The following is an 18330-nucleotide window of genomic DNA, read 5'->3' as shown; positions in this document are numbered from 1 at the left end:
ATCAGACGCTACGCTGAGCCTTCAGACGGCGGTAAAGCGTTGCGCGACTCATCCCCAGCCGGTTGGCAGCAGCCTGCACATTACCGTTTTCACAGGCCAGCGCCTGCTCAATGGCCTCCCTCTCCACGGTCCTCCAGGAACCCACCATAGACGGCCCCCGGTCCTGTTCGTCCGGCCGGCCCTGCGCCAGGATTTCCGAGGGCAAGTGCTCCGGAAGAAGCAACGAATCCGGATCAGCCATGACATCGGCATGGGCAAGCGCATGACGCAACTCCCGGACATTCCCAGGCCATGGGTAATCCATCATGAGGTGCAGGGCATTGTCAGAGAGAGCCCGGCCATGGGTCACCTGCCGGCACTGTTCCTGAATAAAGGCCTTCAGGTCCGGCCGTTCAGACAACCTCGGCAACTCAACCGTGATGCCCTTCACCCGGTAATACAGATCCTCCCGGAACTCGCCATTTTGTACGGCCTCCGAGAGATTACGATGAGTTGCGCATACAAGCTGGAAATCGAAACGCTTTGTCGACTGTTCGCCAAGACGGGTGACCTCCCGGGACTCGATGACCCTCAAAAGTCGGGATTGCAGAGCCAGGGGCATGTCTCCGATCTCATCGAGAAACAGGGTACCTTTGTGGGCCTGCGCAATCTTTCCGTTTGAACCTCCGCGCCTGGCACCCGTGAAAGCCCCCTCTGCGTGCCCAAACAGCTCACCCTCGATAAGAGATTCCGGAATGGCCGCGCAGTTGATTGCGACGAACTCGCCTGCGGCATAGCCACTGCGTTCGTGCAGGGTGCGGGCCATCACTTCTTTACCCGTGCCGGTATCACCCAGAACCAGCACAGGCATTTGCCGGGCCAGCGCTTTCAAGGCTGTCGCTGCACGGGCATTGACAGAAGCATCACCGAAATCCACCTCGGGTTCTGGCTCGGGACGACTGAGAGGAACCGGCTGCGGAATAGGGCTTCGATAGAGATTCTCGTTATTGCGGTCTGCGGCTTTAAGGCTGAACGACAATCCGGAAAACGCCTCAACACTCAGGGGATTCTCCGGCTTTCGCAGGGAATCCACCAATGCTTCAAAACGCAGATCAAACAGGTCCGAAAAATAAACCAGTCCTTTGTCAGCTTCGAGCCCGATAACCTCCCGGGCCCGAGGAGACATACCCAGAATCTGACCATCTTCCCCAAGGGCCAGAAGCATGTCCTCTGAAGCATCCCGTTCCGGCAGTCCCCATCCCAGGTTCACCAGAATATACGGGGCCAGCATGCCCATAAGCTGACGTTCAATGGTCTTCGCACACTGCTGCACCAACGACAGAGCACTACCCTGGACCATCGGATGTTCCCGGGTGATATCGATCGCGCCCATGATGCGGCCAGCAGGATCAAATACCGGAGCAGCAGCACAGTTAAAAATACGGTTCGCATTCAGAAAGTGTTCTACCCCCGATACCGCAACCGGCCTTCCCTCGGAAACAGCACAAGACATCGCGGTGGTACCAACAGAGTCTTCTGATAAAAGAACACCCTGCCGGAAGGCTTTGTGCATGAGATCCGCCGATGTACCACCGGAAGAATAGGCTGTGAGCGCATGCCCGAGACGATCGGTGAGCAGCACCGCATACCCGGCACCGGTGACCGTGCGACTCAACCGCTCCATCGGTGAAGCGGCCGCTTCCAGCAACACCCGATTGCATTGAAGCAGCTCCGAAAGCCGCGTCGATGTCACTGTGTCAAAAGCGACCTGGTCAGAGGCACTTTTGCTGTTCGTCGCACAACGGTGCCAGGAATTGAGAATGGCTTCGTCGATCAGGCCTGGCGGTACCTGACCACTTTGAAAGAAGGCTTCGCGAGCCTGCACGCGCCGCTGATTGGCAGGGATTAGCGCGTTCATTGGTATTCCTCTCATCGCAGGTTTGTATTTTTATCGATGCGACCCTGCTGACGTCTTATGCGCCTTATCCTGTTACACACCAGACTGTAACATGTTTTTCATTCGGATCACCCCGTCAGCCCACGTTTTACGGGCCATTCAGGTCCGACAAAGGTCTCAGGAAGAGACACTTGAAGCCGCTATTTTCTCAATATGAGACGACACCAACCCCGCCACCCCAAGCTGACAAGAACTCAAATACTCCACACGTCAATGACTTACATCAATTTTCTCTCATTCCGTAAGTTGGCACATTCCTTGTTCCCTCCAACTCTGCGATCAAAACAACAATCCTGATTGGAGAACACGATGCCAACTCAATTTTCATTCAACTCGCTCAAACACATCGCCACGATCACCGTGATGGCCTCGGCTTTCACTGTTCAAGCCGCTGAAATCGCGACCGACCCGGGCGACTATGTTCCCCTGCCTGAGGGTGTCAATCTCGGCATTCTTTACGCCCAGTACACAACCCGCGATGAGGTTTACGCAAACGGCGACAAGCAGCCCGTTAATGCCGGACTCGATACCACCATCGGGCTCGCCCGTTTCGTGCATTACACGGACATTGGCGGTGTTATCGTCGACCCCCAGATTATTGTTCCTTTCGGAAAGGTTGATCTCAAGGAACCTATAGGCGGCCTCGATGCCACCTCGGAAACGGGTGTCGGCGACCCTCTGGTCGGTGCAACCGCCTGGTTTGTTAACGACCCGGACAGCCAACAGTGGTTCGGCTTGTCCGGCTTTGCATCCCTGCCTGTCGGCCAGTACGACGAAGACAAAGGCCCGGTCAACATCGGGGAAAACCGCTGGAAAGGCATTTTTCAGGCGGGCTACGTCAAAGGATTTGGCGACCACTGGATGGTCGATCTGATTGGCGAATACAGCGTTTATGGTGACAACGACGATTTCCTCGGTTTCCGCCGCGAGCAGGAGGACAGCCAGAGCATCCAGGCTCACTTCCGTTACCTGTTCTCTCAGCAAACCCACGTTGCGCTGTCTTACTATCAGGATTTCGGCGGTGAGACCACTGTAGGGGGTGCGGAGCAGGACGATGAACTGGAAAGGAATCGCTGGCTGGCCACGTTTGCCACATTCCCCGCACCAACCATTCAACTCCAGGTTCAGGCTGGTCAGGACATTGATGTGGAAAACGGCTTCAAAGAAGACAGCCGCGTCAATTTTCGTATCCTGAAAGTATTCTGACCCTGTCCGTGACAACAAGAATCCGGAGAACACAATGACTCGAATGAGTAATTCCACACACGAGGCGATCCGACAGGTCAACGGCCTTAGCCGCCGAAATTTCCTCAAGGCCGCCAGCGGACTGGCTGTCGCGGCATCTGTAGGCACCAGTCTATTGGGGGCCAGCAGGGCCTTTGCCTCAATGCCGGAAGGCATCAAGGTGATGTCACAAGGTGAATACGCCGTCATGGCCCGACTGATGGCGGTTACCCTGCCAACCGCTGGTACCAGCCTGATTCCCACCAGCCAGATCCCCGTTATGCAAACACTGGATGCCGCATTGCTGGCCACTATGGAGCCCCACATTCTGGAAGGCCTTAAAGGAGGCATTCAGTACTTCAACGAGGGCCCTAAAGCTTCCTTCGGCAAAACCTTTGTTGAGCTCAGTGATGACCAGGCAAAACGCTTTTGCGATGCCTGGGGCGATTCAGACGAAGTTCCCCATCGCGCACTCGCCGTTGGCCTCAAGAAGTTGATAGGCCTTTCCTACTGGGCCAATCCGCCCACCTGGGCCCCTCTGGGGTACGACGGCCCGGTCACCGACAGGTGGGGCATCAAGTCATTGGGCAATGCGCCCATGCCTAAGCAATAAGCGGTAGGAGATAATCATGGCCAAGACAATTCCAACGAACACCATGCCCGCCCACGGCCTGAAGGTCACGCAGGCGTCTGACATAAATGACGGGGATATCCATCTGGATGTCGACGCAGTCGTCATTGGTTCCGGCGCCGGCGGTGCCATCAGCGCTTACGAACTTGCCAAAGCTGGCAAAAAAGTTGTCGTGCTGGAAGCCGGGCGCTACGTACCGTCTGAAAAGTTCACAGAAATGATGGCGGTCTCCATGGATGCTATGTACGCAGACCATGGCGGACAATCCAACTCCGCCGGTGACATCGCTGTACTTCAGGGCACCTGTGTCGGCGGATCAACCGTCGTCAATGCAGCACTGTGTTTCCGGACTCCGGACTACTATCTTGACCTGTGGGCCCGGGACTATGGTTTGACCAACCTGACCCCCGAGGTGCTGCTCCCATACTTCGAAAAAGTCGAAGCAAACCTTAGCATTGAAACCAACAAGTCCTATGAAACAAGCGCGGGCGCAGAGCTTCTGCGAACCGGCATGAAAAAACTTAGCCTCCCGGACAGCAGCGCCAAGCGCAATATCCGGGACTGCGTCATGACTGGGTTCTGCTTCGCTGGCTGCAAGTCAGACCGCAAACAATCGATGCTGGTGACTTACCTGCCTTGGGCTGCTGCTTACGGTGCAGAAATCTATGCCGATACCCGCGCCACCCGGATTCTCGCCAAAAACGGCAAGGCATCAGGTGTCGAAGCCCAGGTAGTCGACCCTGACACAAAGGAAATCAAAGCCAGCGTCCGGATTAATGCCCCCATCGTGGTCGCCGCTGCCGGCCCGATACAAACACCTCTGCTGCTTCAGCGCAGCAACCTCGCAAACTCGAGCGGCCAGGTCGGTAAGAACTTCGCCTGTCACCCTACGCTGTCCATCACGGGCATGTTCGACGACAACGTAGACAACTTCCACGGTGCGACCCATTCCCTTTATATGGACAAGTACACCATGCCGGAAGAAGGCGGTTATCTGCTGCTGGACGCTGTTCAGGATCCGACAGAAGCGAGCTTCCAGGCCGAGCCTGGTACCGGCGAGCCATACATGGCGTACATGTCGCGTTACCGCAACGCGGTGCGGCTGATCACCCTGATTCACGATCAGAACGTGGGCGAAGTGAACTGGAACAACGGCGCGAAAGAGATCAAATATTTCGTGGATGATGCGGACTTCGAGATCATGAAAGCGGGCCTGAAAACCAATGCCCGCATTCTGTTCGCTGCAGGCGCGAACAAGCTCCACATCCCATCGTCCCAGCCGTTGTCCATCGACAGTGAAAACGACATCGATTCAGTCATCGGCGGTCTCAAGAACGAACCAGCCCGCTATCGTTATACATCCTTCCATCCCCAGGGCACCTGCCGGATGGGGGCAGACCCCGCCAAAACCGTTGTGTCGCCGACTGGCGAAACTCACGATGTCCACAACCTCTACGTTGTGGATGCCAGCCTGCTGCCAACATCCATCGGCTATAACCCTTCGGAAACCGTGTATGCACTGGCTCACTACATCAACGACCACATCAACCGGGTCCACAGCTAAGCGCCGGGCAATTACCAGCAGGAGATAAATCATGGAACACCCTACAAACCCGGCCTGGCAGGACCACCTATTCATGGGCGGCTGGCAGATCACAGACGGTCCCGGGTTCAATGCCGTGGAACCGGCAACAGGCCAGCAGCTGGCCAGGCTGAAGGAGGCGACACCTCAGGATGTGGCCGATGCAGCACACATCGCAGGTAAAGCCCAGCCGGCCTGGGCCAGCCTGCCATTTGACCAGAAAGCGAGGATTCTTCGAAAGGCAGCAGAGTTGTTAGAGTCCAGGGCCAACGAGATCAACTACTGGAACACCCGGGAGTGTGGTTCTATTGGCCCCAAAGCCGAGTGGGAATTACAAGCCACCTGCGAACAGGCCTTGATGTCCGCTGCCTTGCCCATGCAGCCTCACGGTGAGATCTTCCCGTCGAACATGCCCGGGCGACGCAACTACTGGAAACGAGTACCCGTTGGGACCGTTGGTGTTATCGCGCCCTGGAACTTCCCGATCCTGCTGTCTATGCGTTCCGTTTTCCCAGCATTGGCCATGGGCAATGCAGTCATTCTCAAGCCTGATCCGAAAAGCGCCATCTGCGGCGGCCTTCTGATGGCGGAAATCCTCCAGGCCGCGGGCCTACCGGAAGGCGTCTTTCATGTGCTCCCCGGTGGCCCCGACGTTGGCGAAGCTCTGGTGAACCATCCGGACGTGGGCATGATTTCGTTCACCGGCTCGACGGCTGTCGGTAAAAAGATCGGGGAAACCTGTGGCCGGATGCTCAAGAAATCCGCCCTGGAACTCGGTGGCAACAACGCCATGGTCATTCTGGATGACGCCGATCTGAATGCCGCAACCTCCAGCGCAGCCTGGGGAGCCTTCCTGCATCAGGGGCAAATCTGCATGCAGGCAGGCAGGCATCTGGTGCACGAATCAGTGGCTGATGCCTATATCGAGCAACTTGCGGCACGCGCTAAAAACCTGGTGACAGGAAATCCCTGGAAGGATCAGGTTCACCTCGGCCCGCTGATCAACGAACAGCAGGCGTTAAAAGTAGAGCAGATGGTAAACCAGTCCGTGGCAATGGGCGCACGGATTGTCGCCGGAGGCAAACGCAACGGCGCGTTCTTCGAAGCGACCGTGATTGCCGGTGCCACACCCGACATGCCGATTTTCTCCGAAGAGATTTTTGGCCCGGTCGCCCCGGTAATGACCTTCCGTTCGGACCAGGAAGCCATTGAGCTGGTCAACGCTTCCCCCTACGGACTGGCAGCCGCGATTCACTCCGCCTCGACGGGAAGGGCCCAGGCCATCGCAGACCAGCTCCACGTTGGCATGATCCATGTGAACGACCAAACCGTGAACAATGAATTCCAGGTACCGTTCGGCGGCATGGGCAGCTCCGGCAACAGTGGACGATTCGGCGGCCCCGCCAATCTCGAGGAATTCACCACATCCCAATGGGTCAGCGTGATGGAACAGGGTATCCAATACCCATTCTGAGACTCCAGCTCCGTAATGAAAGGCCTCTCTCCCTTCGTGGCCTTTCCAGCAGGACTGTCCTGCCTTTGCCCGGGTTAATTCGCCCGGGCTTTTTTTTAGAACCGTCATCCCTGCAAACAGGGGACAGGGTTCTGCACAAAACGGATATTGTCTGGAGCGCTACACGCCTCTAATGGGATAACCGCACAACAAGAATCTGAGGTGTTGAAATGTCCCGTATGAAAACCCTGCTCTGTGCCGCTATGGCGGCATCCCTCGCCACCACGGCCGCTACGTCTTCTGCCGCCAGTGATCCCGTCAAGATCGGCATCATGCTGCCCTTCAGTGGCATCTATGCCCAGCTTGGTGAAGCCGGCCGGGATGGCCTGAAACTGGCATTAAAGGAGCAGGCCGCCGACCTGCACGGAGCCAATATCGAGTTCATCGAGATGGACACCGAGGCCAAGCCAGCCCGCGCGCCCGAACTGGCCTCGGCCATGCTCGGCCAGCACGAAGCCGATTTCGTCATCGGCCCGGTACACTCAGGTGTCGCCATGGGGATGATCAAGGTACTGCGTGGCAAAGATACCGTGATGATCATTCCGAACGCCGGCGCAGCGGCCGCGACAGGCCCGTTGTGTTCCCCCAACATTTTCCGCACGTCGTTTTCATCGTGGCAACCCTCTTACCCGATGGGCAAAGTAGCACTGGATAAGGGCTATAAAGACGTCTACCTGATCAGCTGGAACTACGGCATGGGCCGGGAAAGCCTGGAAGCCTTTGAAGAATCTTTTGAGGCAGGGGGCGGAAACATTGTCAAAAAGGTGCTGATGCCATTCCCATCCACCAATTTCCAGCCCCACATCAGTGATATAGCCGCCCAAGACCCTGATGCTGTCTTCGTCTTCTTCGCCGGTGGCGGCGCGATCAAGTTCGTTAAAGACTACGACGCCATGGGTCTGCGCGGAAAAATCCCGCTGCTCGGATCGGGCTTCCTGACCGAAGGTACGCTGGAGGCACAAGGCGACGCCGCCGAGGGTGTGCTGACCGGTCTGCACTATGCAGAGCAGCTTGATGTACCGAAAAACCAGGCGTTCCGCGAAGCATTCAACACGGAATACGGCCACTATCCGGACATCTATGCGGTTCAGGGCTACGACGCGGGACTTGCGATTGCAGACACTCTCAATCAGCTAAGCGGCGATGTCAGCGACAAACAGGCCGTGATCAGCACGATGGAAGCTCTCACTATCAACAGTCCCCGCGGCGATTTTACGTTCTCACGGGCGCACAACCCGGTGCAGAACATTTACCTCAGGGAAGTGAAAGACGGAGCAAACGTGGTGGCAAGCATTGCCGCTGAGGCTCTGGAAGATCCTGCCCGCGGCTGCAAACTCTGATTCTCAGGTAAACCATACCCCGGCACGCAGGAGCGGGCCGGGGTCGTATACGCAAACCACCCTTCCGGACCCGACCCGGGTCCTCTGCATCATCGCTGGGTACCTTCTATGACGACCGAACTCTTCTTTGTGCAACTTATCAACGGCATTCAGTACGGCTTGCTGTTATTTCTAATCGCCTCCGGACTGACGCTGGTGTTTGGCGTTATGGGCATTCTCAATCTGGCCCATGGGTCGATGTATATGGTCGGTGCCTATCTGGTCTGGTATTTCGCCACCGTCACCGGCAGCTTCACCCTATCTGCGATTCTTTCCGCCATCCTCGCCCTCGCTCTGGGCATCCTGATTGAACGGGTTCTGATACAGAGGCTCTACAACAGGAATCATCTGGATCAGGTGCTGCTGACCATCGGTATGATTTTCGTGTTCAACTCGCTGCAAAGCATCCTGTTCGGAAACGACCCATACGGCGTTGCCGTACCATCGACACTGGATGGCGGGATTCCGTTCACCGAAAACTCCAGTTATCCCATCTACCGGATTTTTGCCGCACTGATCTGTGTCTCCATCGCAGGCGTGCTGTATTACGTTGTCAGCCGCACCCGCCTGGGCATGCTGATACGGGCCGGGGAATCCAACCGGGAAATGGTCGAGGCGCTGGGCGTCAACATCAAAAGCCTGTACACCATCGTTTTTGCCATTGGCGTCATGCTCGCTGCTGTCTCCGGCATCATTGCCGCCCCCATGCGCTCCATCGTTCCGGGTATGGGCGAGAGTGTTCTGATCACCTGTTTTGTCGTGGTGGTTATCGGTGGCATGGGTTCCATCAAAGGCGCATTTGTTGGCGCCTTGCTGGTGGGCCTGATCAGTACGTTCTCCTCCGTACTGATGCCGAGTATGTCCAACATGATTATCTACATTTTCATGATCCTGGTGCTGCTGGTTAAGCCCCAGGGCCTGTTCGCAAAATAAGCGGGAGCCAATGATGATTTTCGAGAAACGCACTGAGCGCATCCTCGTCCCGATGTTCTTCATGGTGGCCCTGTTCCTGCCACTGTTTCTGGAGTCCAACTCCTTTTTTGTAGGCAAGGTGACCACCATCATCATCTTGTCCATCTTCGTGATGTCCCTGGACTTCCTGGTTGGCCGGGTAGGGCTGATCACTCTGGGACATGCTCTGTTTTACGGTCTTGGCGGCTACCTGTTTGTCATACTTGCGCCGGAATACGAAGCTGTGAACTTCTGGATCTATACCTTTTACATCTGCGGCATCTCCGCCCTGATCGCGCTGATTACCGGCGCCGTTGTACTGAGAACGACGGGGATCTACTTCATCATGATCACCCTCGCCATCTCGCAAATGATGTTCTACTACTTCTTCGACTCTCTGGAGTTCGGCGGCGACGATGGTGTGTTCATCTTCATGAAGCCTGAAACCAGCATTTTCGGTCTCAGCTTCCTGAACCTTGATGACCCGCAGCACTTCTATTATCTGACGCTGTTCTCCCTGTTCAACACACTGGTTTTCTTCAAGGTGGTTCTGCGTTCACGCTTCGGGCGTATTGTCGAGGCAACCAAGCAAAACCCCGACCGCACGGAAGCCCTGGGATACAACATCTTTATTTTCCGGCTGGCCTGCTATGTGATCGGCAGTACGCTTGGGGCCTATGCGGGCTTCCTGTTTGCCCTGCAGTACGGTTTTGTAAACCCGTCATTCCTTGCCTGGGAAATGTCCGGCACCGCGCTTGTCATGTCCATTCTGGGCGGGCTTGGAACCATCTACGGCGCCATTCTCGGCACCTTCACCTACGAAGGCCTTCAGTACCTTTTTGAACACCTGACCGAAGAATGGCTGCTGTTCATGGGCTCCGCCATCATCCTGATGGTGATCGTGCTGCGAAAAGGCATCGCCGGCTACCTCGAAAAGCTCCTGGAGAAATGATCATGGCCAACGACATCGTTCTGGAAACTGAAGCCCTGAGCAAGCACTGGGGTGGCATAAAAGCCCTCAACGACATCAGCCTGCAGTTCCATGACCGGCAACTGCATGGTGTAGTGGGCCCCAACGGCGCTGGCAAGAGCACACTGCTTAATATGCTGTGCGGCAGTCTGAAACCAACCTCCGGCTGTATCTTCCACAAAGGAGAGCGTATCGACACGCTCAAACCCTGGAAATTTGTACGCAGGGGGATTGGCCGAAGCTTTCAGAAAACCAACATCTACCCGGAAGCAACGTGCATTGAGAACTGCGCCATTTCCGCCCAGCGTCGCTTCGGAGGCAACTTCAACCTATTCGTTTCCCGCCACAGCAACAAACTGGTCCGCAAAGCTGCCGAACAGGCACTTGCGCAGGTTGGACTGGAGAGCCGCAGCGATACCGTGGCTGCCGAAATTTCCTATGGCGAACAGCGGCAACTGGAAATCGCGATGGTTCTGGCTACCGATCCTTGCATCCTGCTTCTGGATGAACCCATGGCTGGCATGGGGCACGAGGAATCCCAGCGCATCATCGAGTTGCTCAAAGAACTCAAACAGACGTACTGCATCGTGCTTGTTGAGCACGACATGGATGCTATTTTCGAGCTCTCCGACCAACTGACGGTGCTGGATAACGGCCGTCACCTGATCACTGGCACCGTGGATGAAGTCAGGAATGACCCAAGGGTAAAAGAAGCCTACCTGGGCGCCGAAGAAGATGATGCAGAGGAGGAAGCGGCATGAGTACTGCACTGCTGGAAATCCGGAACGTCAACACCCTGTATGGCCGAAGCCACATCCTGCATGACGTGTCGTTCAGGCTGGACAAAGGCCACTCCATGAGCCTGATGGGCCGCAATGGTATGGGCAAGACAACCACACTGAAATCGATCCTCGGGATTGTGCCTCCCCGCAGCGGCCACGTGTACTTTGACGGGGAAGACATCAGCAAACTGCCAACCTGGAAGCGGATGCGACGGGATATTGCCTATGTGCCGGAGGGCCGGGGCATGTTCCATAATCTCACCGTCAAAGAACATCTGCAGATGGCGGCTCGCCCCGGCAGCGATGGGCAGGTGGGCTGGGACTACGACCGGGTGCTTGAGACATTCCCAAGGCTTAAGGAGCGGTTGTCCAACCTTGGCACAGAAATGTCCGGGGGCGAGCAGCAGATGCTGGCCATAGGGCGCGCCCTGGTGACTAACCCAAGGCTGATGATTCTGGATGAAGCAACCGAAGGCCTGGCCCCATTGATCCGCCAGGATATCTGGAACGTGATTGCCACCATCCGTGAGTCCGGTATCTCGACCCTGGTCGTTGACAAGAACATCAAGGCCCTGAAGAAGCTCTGCGACCGGCACGTGGTATTGGTAAAGGGCCAGGTTCACTTCGACGGCAGCTCCGCTGAGCTCGATGACAACCTTGAAAAGATAGAAACTGCACTAAGTGTATAACTCTACAAAAATCGGATAGGGACGTTCATTTACCGGATATTTGACCCCACCGGAATCGTCGATAGTTCACCTGCCAAACAATAAGGAGAACGCAGATGAACTATCGAAACACCCTTTTGGCGCTGGCTGTATCATCCGGCCTCAGCGCAGCCCCCGCCGCTTATGCGGTTGATCTGGGTACGTTCAACGACACCAGCTTCAGCATAGGTGGCTACTTCAAAGCCGAAGGCATCTTTGAAGACGTGGAGAATGGCGACAGCCGCTTTTTCGGCCGGGCCAACCAGTCCCGCTTTAATCTGAAAACCGTGACCAAAAAACAAGGGCATACCGTTGTCGGCTTCGTAGAAGGCGACTTCTATGGCGGTGATTATCCGGGCGAAGACAACGACTGGCGACTAAGGCACGCGTTCATCAAAATTGATAACGCGACCGTTGGACAAACCTGGACAGGACAGTTCTGGGCGGTGGCCCATACTGATTACCTGGATTTTCTGGGTGGCCCGAGGGGCACGCTCGCCGGGCTCAACTTCCGGACAACGCTTGCCAGCTATGAATTCCAGGGACTGCGCTTCACGGCTCAAGACCCCGTTTACACCGACGCCGACATTCCCGACCTGGCCGTTAACTACAACCTCAATTTGGACGGCGGCCACAAGCTGATTCTGACCGCCAGCGGCCGAGAAGTAGATAACGGAGACTTTGTCGCAGGCGGAGCCATCGGGACCCGAGTCATGATGGGCCGCCACAGCCTGAACCTCAATGCGCACCATGGTGACGGCCTCGGAGCGTTCACCGGTGTCGGCGTTAATGGCTCCCTTTCCGGTGACGTGGAAAACGGCGAGGCGGTCAGTCAGACCGGCTTCAACGTCGGCTTCCGTTATGTCTTTAACGATCAATGGCGAGCCAACGTGGCCTACACCGCAGTAGAAGTAGACGACCAGGCCGACACCGACTATGAGGGACACCGCATAAACCTGATCCACAACATCATCCCCGAACTGGAAGTCGGTGTTGAATGGCGCAAGTACAACCTGGCGTTCGGCCCTCTGATCCCGGAAGGGCAGCAGGTTGAAGTCATGGCCAAATACTCGTTCTGATCCGGGCCATCAGAATTGAGCGCCTCTGCGCGAATGGAAACAGACGCCGACCGTCTTCCCGGCGTCTGTTATCCTTCATTTCCAGGTTCAATCAGCAACTTCATAACGGCAACCTCCATGGCAGAAGACAATCCCAAACGGCAAGGCATCGGCTCCCTCGAAATCGGCCTGCACATCCTGGACTATATTTCCAACGCCACCAGGCCGCCTACACTCAAAGAGCTGTCCAGCGCACTGGATCTGTCACCCAGTCGTGCCCACAAATACCTCGTTAGCCTGCTTCGGGAAGGCTATATCAATCAGGTCAACCAGACCCAGTACACTCTGGGCAATTCCAGCCTGACTCTGGGTATTTCAGCCTTACGTCGTATTAACCCGATTCAGCTGTCCTACGAAGCCGTAGACGAGCTGAATGAAATCACCGACAAAACTGTTTCGGTCACCGTCTGGAACGGATCCGGCGCACTGGTCATCAAATGGCTGGACTCAAGCCAGCCCATCTCAGTCAACGTGCGTCTCGGGGCGGAGTTGTCACCGCTTAATTCTGCAGCCGGGCGAATTTACCTCGCCAGCCTGCCGGAAAAACGCCGCCGTGAGCTGGTTAACCAGCATTATCGCGGCACACGCACACTACCCAGACATCGCGGCCAGGGCATTCCGCGTGAAATGCTGGGGGCCCACCTGGAGAAAATCCGACAACAGGGTTATTGCACTTTTTTCAGCGACTATCTGCCTGAGGTTAATGTGCTGAGCATGCCGGTCTATGACCTGAATGGAAGTATTGTCACGGTAATCACTCTGCTCGGAATGGAACGGGACACCGACATTGAGGAAGGTTCCGAGCTGTTTGAGCAGGTCAGGAGCTGCGCCGAGAAAGTCACGCGTCAGATCTGTGGTCAACCCAGCAGTCTGAGCGTTTCCGATGGAAGTTCCCCGAACAGCTTACGGTAATCCGAAGAGAAACGCCCAAGGTGGCTGAACCCATAATCAAGGGCCACCTCTGTGACGTTCCGGCAACGCCCCTGTAACAGGTCCTCACGGAGGTTTCGAAGCTTTACCTGCTTGACGTAGGCTTTCGGGGTGGTGGAAAAAGCCCTCGAAAACGCGTTGTAGATTGACCGTGTACTCATGTTGGAAACCTCCGACAGTTCCTTAACATCAATCTCTTCTTTCACGTTCTCTTCGATGAAGCGGAGGATCCGATGAATACCCGGAGGCAACTTCGCCCCTGAAGTCATCTCATCCTGATTACTCGGAAATACTTTCAGGAGTTTTTTGAGGATGATTTCACGATAGGACCCGGAAATCTCCGATGGCTCTCCCTCCGGAACCTCATCAAACTCCGCGAAGACGGCATCCAGAACACTGGTCAGTGAAGGACAACCCCTCAGGTCCACCGGCGTTCTGCTGAAACGCACGTTCGCCCGGGAGTCCGTTCCCTGAACCGTGTTCATCACGGCCATGGGAACCTTGATGATAATTTTCTCGCAAGCTGGAGAGTATTCCAGATCAACGGCTTCATCCGGGTTAACCATCAGGGCCTGACCACGACGCAAAGCCAGCTTGTCACTACCGCTACGCCACCGGCATTCGCCTCGGGTCACCACCTGAAAATGATAGACATCCTCCAGCGCTGGCGTTTTTACCCGCACATGATTGCCATAGCTGATCCGTGAGAGCCCAAACCCCGCAAACTCCCTGAAACTCAGGCTCGCAGCGCGGTTTTCACCCCCGATCAAATCAAGGTGATGACCGCCGATATGGCGGTTTACAAATTCCGACACGGCCTCAGGGTGAGCACCGTGAAAGATGGTTGCAGCTGCCAGGGACTGGGAGAACACACTTACACCTTTTGTATTTATTGTGAATGCGTTCACTTTATATAAACTTGAAAAAGCATGCAACCAGACGTTTAGCTGTTGGAGGACTTTAAACTCACTGTGGAGAATAACGGTGTCTGGAGGGGGAAGTTGGTGGCAGTTCCTCGGTCGCTGGAAGCATAGCCACCAAAAATCAAAGATCGGTGCTGAGATCGGTATACAGTCGACCGGCAAGCTCTCTCTGCACCTGCAAACGCTCGGTGATTCCCTGAACCACCTGCATACGGGCGACAGCCCCGGCCTGAATGTTCTTCATCGCCTGCAACGCTTCACCCGACTGGTTCAGGCAGCGATTACACGACTGGCGGATATTGTCCATGCCGCTACTCGCGTCTACAGAGGTTAAGTTCAGGTTGTTGGCAATATCCCGAATACTCTCGCTGGATTCGTTTGCTCGCACGGCCAGGTTGCGCACCTCGTCAGCCACGACCGCAAAGCCACGACCGTGCTCTCCCGCTCGCGCGGCTTCAATGGCAGCGTTCAGCGCCAGCAGGTTTGTTTGTTTGGCAATATCCTGAATGTTTCCAACAATGTTGCTGATCTCGGCGGACTGCACGCCCAGCTCCCTGAATACATCGTCAATTCGATCCATGAACTCAGCCAGTTCCCTGATTGACGTTTCTGACTCCAAAATACTGTTTGCACTCTCGGTCACCTTGGCTCCAGACGCTTTGGCCAACTTGCCGGCTTCCCCCATTTCCTCAAGGATCACTGCGACGTTGCTGCGCAGATCGTCCAGATGGCTGAACAGTATGGGATCAGGCACTTTCGGCGCCGGAGTCTGCACATCCGGTTCGTATACCGGTTCGGGCTCAGGCACAGCTATTTTTTCCCGGATCATGACAATGTCTGGCTGCAGTTTCTTGCAGAGCATAACGCCAATGGCCGTCAATCCAAGAGCAATGACTCCCAGTCCGGCCAGGAACACGTTGTCGGCCATGACCACCATCACAGCTATGCAGACAATGGCCAGGGCCAGTGCGCCATAGACCGGCGCCCTGGACGATCCGGACTCTGAAATTTGTTCGTCTAAGTTGAGGGAATTGTCCATGCTTCTTTGTCCGTTGGCAGCTGACAGATCATAGACGAACGCTAAAATAGCCTTGAACCCGAGCCTATCCTCTAAGCGAAGACTTTTGTCCAAATACTGAACTGCCGTTCGGTCGAAACCTTCACCACAAGCAAAGACGAAACTCATTTCGTCCCAGCTTGCTGGCGCATCCCTTGCGCTACGATGGCGCCAGTTTCAGCATGGAGCTTGTTCGAAGGCACCTTCTCGCCAGGCCTCCTGGGGAGAGCTCCCGAGCCAGTCAAACATCACCTGACTCACCTCTCCGAAGAAACGTCCGCCAATGGTCCAGTGACAGCAACCGGGAATCTCCACCAGTTGGCAACGGTCTCCATAGCGACGGGCAAGGTTACGCTGAATCCGGATGGGTGTAACGCGATCCTCTGTGCCGCCGATGATAAGCACAGGACACGCAATACTCTCCGGAGGCACATCGGCAAACACACGCCTGGTGAACGCTGCCACACTCATCTGGAACGTCACCATCCCGGATTCGTAGCCACAGTGCTCAAAGATCTCCTGCTGCTTTGCCGCACTTTGTGAGTTGGCAATACCGTACTTTACGTTCGCCAGTTTCAGCTCGGTGATGCGCTTCCACAAAGGGAATCGCAGGAGGTTCGTGCCGAGGGTTCGAATCACCGACACTCCAAGCCCGTTAATGCCCGCCGGAGCTGCGGATGAGAGCAGAATGAGGCGTTCACAAGGCATCCGGGCCGCCGTCAGCTGTGCCAACAGGCCACCCATGGAATGCCCGACAAGAATCGGGGGCCGGCCAAGCTTTCTGAGATGATCCATGAGAAAGTCCACATACAACTGCAGCGATGCGCCCTCCAGAGCGGCCCGACTGGAATCGGTGTGCTCGGAACGGGGGCCATGGTGCGGCAAAGTCACGGCCTCCACCGGATAGCCCTGGCTTACGAAGGCATCCCGCACTTCCTGCATGGTCCCGGCATCACTCCACATACCATGAATGATCACGACGGGCGGTTTGTTGTCAGTCAACATAATCAGTTTCCCCGGTCACGGTACGTTCAGGCAGACGCTTTCATCGGCCGTTCGTTAACGGTATTTGCCGCTTCTGGTGACTCAAACTGCAGCACGCCATCGTCAACAGGATCTTCCACCAGCATTTTCTTGTCTTTGCCGTAGTGCATGGTCACTTTCCAGGGGCCCTCGCGACCCTGCCTGGGCATACGATCCTTGGCGCGCATGATGTACCCGGGAGCAAACTCATCAAGCATACCCACACCGGTGTCGTTACCGTCCTTGTCAACCGGGCGAACCACCTTCGCGCCCCGCTTTTCCATCTGCTCGAACAAACGGCAGAGGTACTGTCCGCCAATGTCACACTTGAGGGTCCATGGTGCGTTGGTGTACCCGAAGATCCAGCCGTAGTTGGGCACGTCCTGCATCATGATGCCCTTGTAGATCAGCTTTTTCGGCATATCCACGTCTTCGCCATCCAGTTTCAGCTGCAACCCGCCCATCAACTGAACATCAAGCCCGGTCGCGGTAACAACCACATCCGCATCCAGCGTCTCGCCGGACTTCAGCACAATGCCGGTTTCAGAGAAGTGATCAATATGGTCGGTCACAATGCTGCTCTTCCCGGAACGCAGGCTCTCGAAGAAATCACCATCCGGGGCGGCGCACAGCCGTTGCTCCCAGGGATTATACTTCGGTGTGAAGTGGCGCATATCGACGTTTGGGCCAACCTGACGACGCATGTGGCGCAGCATAATTTTACGCATGGCGTTGGGCCACTTGGCACACGCCAGATAGAGCCCCCGCTGGAACAGGATGTTCCGCTTTCGCGCCATTTTGAACACCGTCTCCTTTGGCAGGAACTTGTTCAGGACCATGGAGATCCGATCGGTATCCGGCATCGCCATGATGTAACTGGGAGAACGCTGAAGCATGGTTACACTTGCCGCTTTCTCCGCCATTGCCGGCACAACGGTAATCGCTGTCGCACCACTGCCGACGACAACCACCTTTTTTCCGCTGTAGTCAAAATTCTCTGGCCAGAACTGCGGATGAATGATGTCACCCCGGAAGCTTTCTTCACCTTTAAAGGTCGGACGGTAACCCTGATCGTAGCTGTAATATCCAGCGCAATTGAGCATGAAATTGCAGGTGAACTGACGTGTTTCACCGGTCTGTTCGTGGATCGCAGTCACCGTCCACTGCTGCATCTCACTCGACCAATCGGCATCGGTGATTTTCAGGCCATAATGAACCTTGTCCTGCAGACCAAATTCCCGGGCCGTTTCCGCCACGTAGTTGCGAATATCGCCGCCTTTGGCCAGCACTTCGTTTGAGTACCAGGGTTTGAAGTTGTAGCCGAAACTGGCCATGTCGGAATCAGAACGAATACCGGGATAGCGAAACAGATCCCAGGTGCCGCCCATTTTTTCCCGGCGTTCCAGGATAGCCAGGCTTTTGTCCGGATACTGCTGGGCGATACGACAAGCGCTGCCAATGCCAGACAGGCCCGCGCCAATGATGATGAGGTCAAAGTGCTGCGGATTCATGTTGTTTTCCTTGTTATTGGTTTCGCGACTTTACCCAACTACGATGCCAGAGCACCGGCTTGACAATATTGTCGGATACGGACATATTTTTGA

At 55.8% G+C, this 18330-nt stretch carries 16 protein-coding genes; 11 read left to right on the top strand and 5 right to left on the bottom strand.

Going from position 1 to position 18330, the window contains the following annotated elements; translation table 11 throughout:
* Position 1: 1 nt before the first annotated feature.
* The gene (locus FWJ25_RS18190; RefSeq protein ID WP_188093667.1) at positions 2–1897 is read right to left on the bottom strand and encodes a sigma-54-dependent Fis family transcriptional regulator; all 1896 of its coding nucleotides are present in this window, start codon (positions 1895–1897) and stop codon (positions 2–4) included.
* Between the two features lie 348 nt (positions 1898–2245).
* On the opposite strand from FWJ25_RS18190, the gene FWJ25_RS18185 reads away from it, so the two are divergent.
* The 11 genes from FWJ25_RS18185 to FWJ25_RS18135 all read left to right on the top strand — a co-directional run bounded on the left by FWJ25_RS18185 (position 2246) and on the right by FWJ25_RS18135 (position 13705).
* Positions 2246–3142 carry a transporter gene (locus tag FWJ25_RS18185; protein ID WP_149601686.1) on the top strand — a complete coding sequence of 299 codons (897 nt, stop codon included), beginning with the start codon at positions 2246–2248 and terminating at the stop codon, positions 3140–3142.
* 34 nt (positions 3143–3176) lie between these two features.
* A complete protein-coding gene (locus tag FWJ25_RS18180; RefSeq protein WP_149601685.1) occupies positions 3177–3773 on the top strand; it encodes a twin-arginine translocation signal domain-containing protein in 597 nt (198 codons plus the stop codon).
* Between the two features lie 16 nt (positions 3774–3789).
* Positions 3790–5355 carry a GMC family oxidoreductase gene (locus FWJ25_RS18175; RefSeq protein WP_149601684.1) on the top strand — a complete coding sequence of 522 codons (1566 nt, stop codon included), beginning with the start codon at positions 3790–3792 and terminating at the stop codon, positions 5353–5355.
* A 31-nt stretch (positions 5356–5386) separates the two neighbouring features.
* Positions 5387–6847, top strand: coding sequence for a benzaldehyde dehydrogenase (locus tag FWJ25_RS18170; protein WP_149601683.1), 1461 nt, complete (start codon positions 5387–5389; stop codon positions 6845–6847).
* Between the two features lie 209 nt (positions 6848–7056).
* A complete protein-coding gene (locus tag FWJ25_RS18165; RefSeq protein ID WP_188093666.1) occupies positions 7057–8226 on the top strand; it encodes an ABC transporter substrate-binding protein in 1170 nt (389 codons plus the stop codon).
* Between the two features lie 108 nt (positions 8227–8334).
* Entirely contained in the window at positions 8335–9198 is an 864-nt protein-coding gene (locus FWJ25_RS18160) for a branched-chain amino acid ABC transporter permease (RefSeq protein WP_149601682.1), read from the top strand.
* A gap of 13 nt (positions 9199–9211) precedes the next feature.
* Positions 9212–10168 (top strand): branched-chain amino acid ABC transporter permease, encoded by a 957-nt coding sequence (locus tag FWJ25_RS18155; RefSeq protein WP_149601681.1) that lies wholly within the window; start codon positions 9212–9214, stop codon positions 10166–10168.
* 2 nt (positions 10169–10170) lie between these two features.
* Entirely contained in the window at positions 10171–10947 is a 777-nt protein-coding gene (locus FWJ25_RS18150; RefSeq protein WP_149601680.1) for an ABC transporter ATP-binding protein, read from the top strand.
* The gene (locus FWJ25_RS18145; protein ID WP_149601679.1) at positions 10944–11657 is read left to right on the top strand and encodes an ABC transporter ATP-binding protein; all 714 of its coding nucleotides are present in this window, start codon (positions 10944–10946) and stop codon (positions 11655–11657) included. Before FWJ25_RS18150 ends, FWJ25_RS18145 begins: the two co-directional genes overlap by 4 nt.
* A gap of 95 nt (positions 11658–11752) precedes the next feature.
* Positions 11753–12754 (top strand): porin, encoded by a 1002-nt coding sequence (locus FWJ25_RS18140; RefSeq protein ID WP_149601678.1) that lies wholly within the window; start codon positions 11753–11755, stop codon positions 12752–12754.
* A 117-nt stretch (positions 12755–12871) separates the two neighbouring features.
* Positions 12872–13705, top strand: coding sequence for an IclR family transcriptional regulator (locus FWJ25_RS18135; RefSeq protein WP_149601677.1), 834 nt, complete (start codon positions 12872–12874; stop codon positions 13703–13705).
* Here FWJ25_RS18135 and FWJ25_RS18130 read toward each other — a convergent pair.
* From FWJ25_RS18130 to FWJ25_RS18115, 4 genes are all read right to left on the bottom strand, one after another.
* Positions 13651–14595, bottom strand: a complete 945-nt coding sequence (locus FWJ25_RS18130; RefSeq protein ID WP_149601676.1) for an AraC family transcriptional regulator — start codon at positions 14593–14595, stop codon at positions 13651–13653. The genes FWJ25_RS18135 and FWJ25_RS18130 overlap by 55 nt on opposite strands.
* Before the next feature lie 172 nt (positions 14596–14767).
* Positions 14768–15226, bottom strand: coding sequence for a methyl-accepting chemotaxis protein (locus tag FWJ25_RS20495; protein ID WP_438616577.1), 459 nt, complete (start codon positions 15224–15226; stop codon positions 14768–14770).
* 654 nt (positions 15227–15880) lie between these two features.
* A complete protein-coding gene (locus FWJ25_RS18120) occupies positions 15881–16708 on the bottom strand; it encodes an alpha/beta hydrolase (protein WP_149601674.1) in 828 nt (275 codons plus the stop codon).
* A gap of 26 nt (positions 16709–16734) precedes the next feature.
* Entirely contained in the window at positions 16735–18237 is a 1503-nt protein-coding gene (locus FWJ25_RS18115) for a flavin-containing monooxygenase (RefSeq protein ID WP_149601673.1), read from the bottom strand.
* Between the last annotated feature and the right edge of the window lie 93 nt (positions 18238–18330).

This window comes from Marinobacter salinexigens (assembly GCF_008370345.1).
Classification (GTDB): domain Bacteria; phylum Pseudomonadota; class Gammaproteobacteria; order Pseudomonadales; family Oleiphilaceae; genus Marinobacter; species Marinobacter salinexigens.
Note: the sequence above shows the minus strand (reverse complement) of the source record. Positions and strands in the feature narration are given on the sequence as shown.

What these genes read in the sequence shown, in the direction of transcription:
- FWJ25_RS18190 (WP_188093667.1), bottom strand. Translation starts at nt 1,897, where the DNA reads ATGAACGCGCTAATCCCTGCCAATCAGCGGCGCGTGCAGGCTCGCGAA.
- FWJ25_RS18180 (WP_149601685.1), top strand. Translation starts at nt 3,177, where the DNA reads ATGACTCGAATGAGTAATTCCACACACGAGGCGATCCGACAGGTCAAC.
- FWJ25_RS18165 (WP_188093666.1), top strand. Translation starts at nt 7,057, where the DNA reads ATGTCCCGTATGAAAACCCTGCTCTGTGCCGCTATGGCGGCATCCCTC.
- FWJ25_RS18120 (WP_149601674.1), bottom strand. Translation starts at nt 16,708, where the DNA reads ATGTTGACTGACAACAAACCGCCCGTCGTGATCATTCATGGTATGTGG.
- FWJ25_RS18145 (WP_149601679.1), top strand. Translation starts at nt 10,944, where the DNA reads ATGAGTACTGCACTGCTGGAAATCCGGAACGTCAACACCCTGTATGGC.
- FWJ25_RS18135 (WP_149601677.1), top strand. Translation starts at nt 12,872, where the DNA reads ATGGCAGAAGACAATCCCAAACGGCAAGGCATCGGCTCCCTCGAAATC.
- FWJ25_RS18170 (WP_149601683.1), top strand. Translation starts at nt 5,387, where the DNA reads ATGGAACACCCTACAAACCCGGCCTGGCAGGACCACCTATTCATGGGC.
- FWJ25_RS18140 (WP_149601678.1), top strand. Translation starts at nt 11,753, where the DNA reads ATGAACTATCGAAACACCCTTTTGGCGCTGGCTGTATCATCCGGCCTC.
- FWJ25_RS18150 (WP_149601680.1), top strand. Translation starts at nt 10,171, where the DNA reads ATGGCCAACGACATCGTTCTGGAAACTGAAGCCCTGAGCAAGCACTGG.
- FWJ25_RS18185 (WP_149601686.1), top strand. Translation starts at nt 2,246, where the DNA reads ATGCCAACTCAATTTTCATTCAACTCGCTCAAACACATCGCCACGATC.
- FWJ25_RS18175 (WP_149601684.1), top strand. Translation starts at nt 3,790, where the DNA reads ATGGCCAAGACAATTCCAACGAACACCATGCCCGCCCACGGCCTGAAG.
- FWJ25_RS18160 (WP_149601682.1), top strand. Translation starts at nt 8,335, where the DNA reads ATGACGACCGAACTCTTCTTTGTGCAACTTATCAACGGCATTCAGTAC.
- FWJ25_RS20495 (WP_438616577.1), bottom strand. Translation starts at nt 15,226, where the DNA reads ATGGATCGAATTGACGATGTATTCAGGGAGCTGGGCGTGCAGTCCGCC.
- FWJ25_RS18115 (WP_149601673.1), bottom strand. Translation starts at nt 18,237, where the DNA reads ATGAATCCGCAGCACTTTGACCTCATCATCATTGGCGCGGGCCTGTCT.
- FWJ25_RS18155 (WP_149601681.1), top strand. Translation starts at nt 9,212, where the DNA reads ATGATTTTCGAGAAACGCACTGAGCGCATCCTCGTCCCGATGTTCTTC.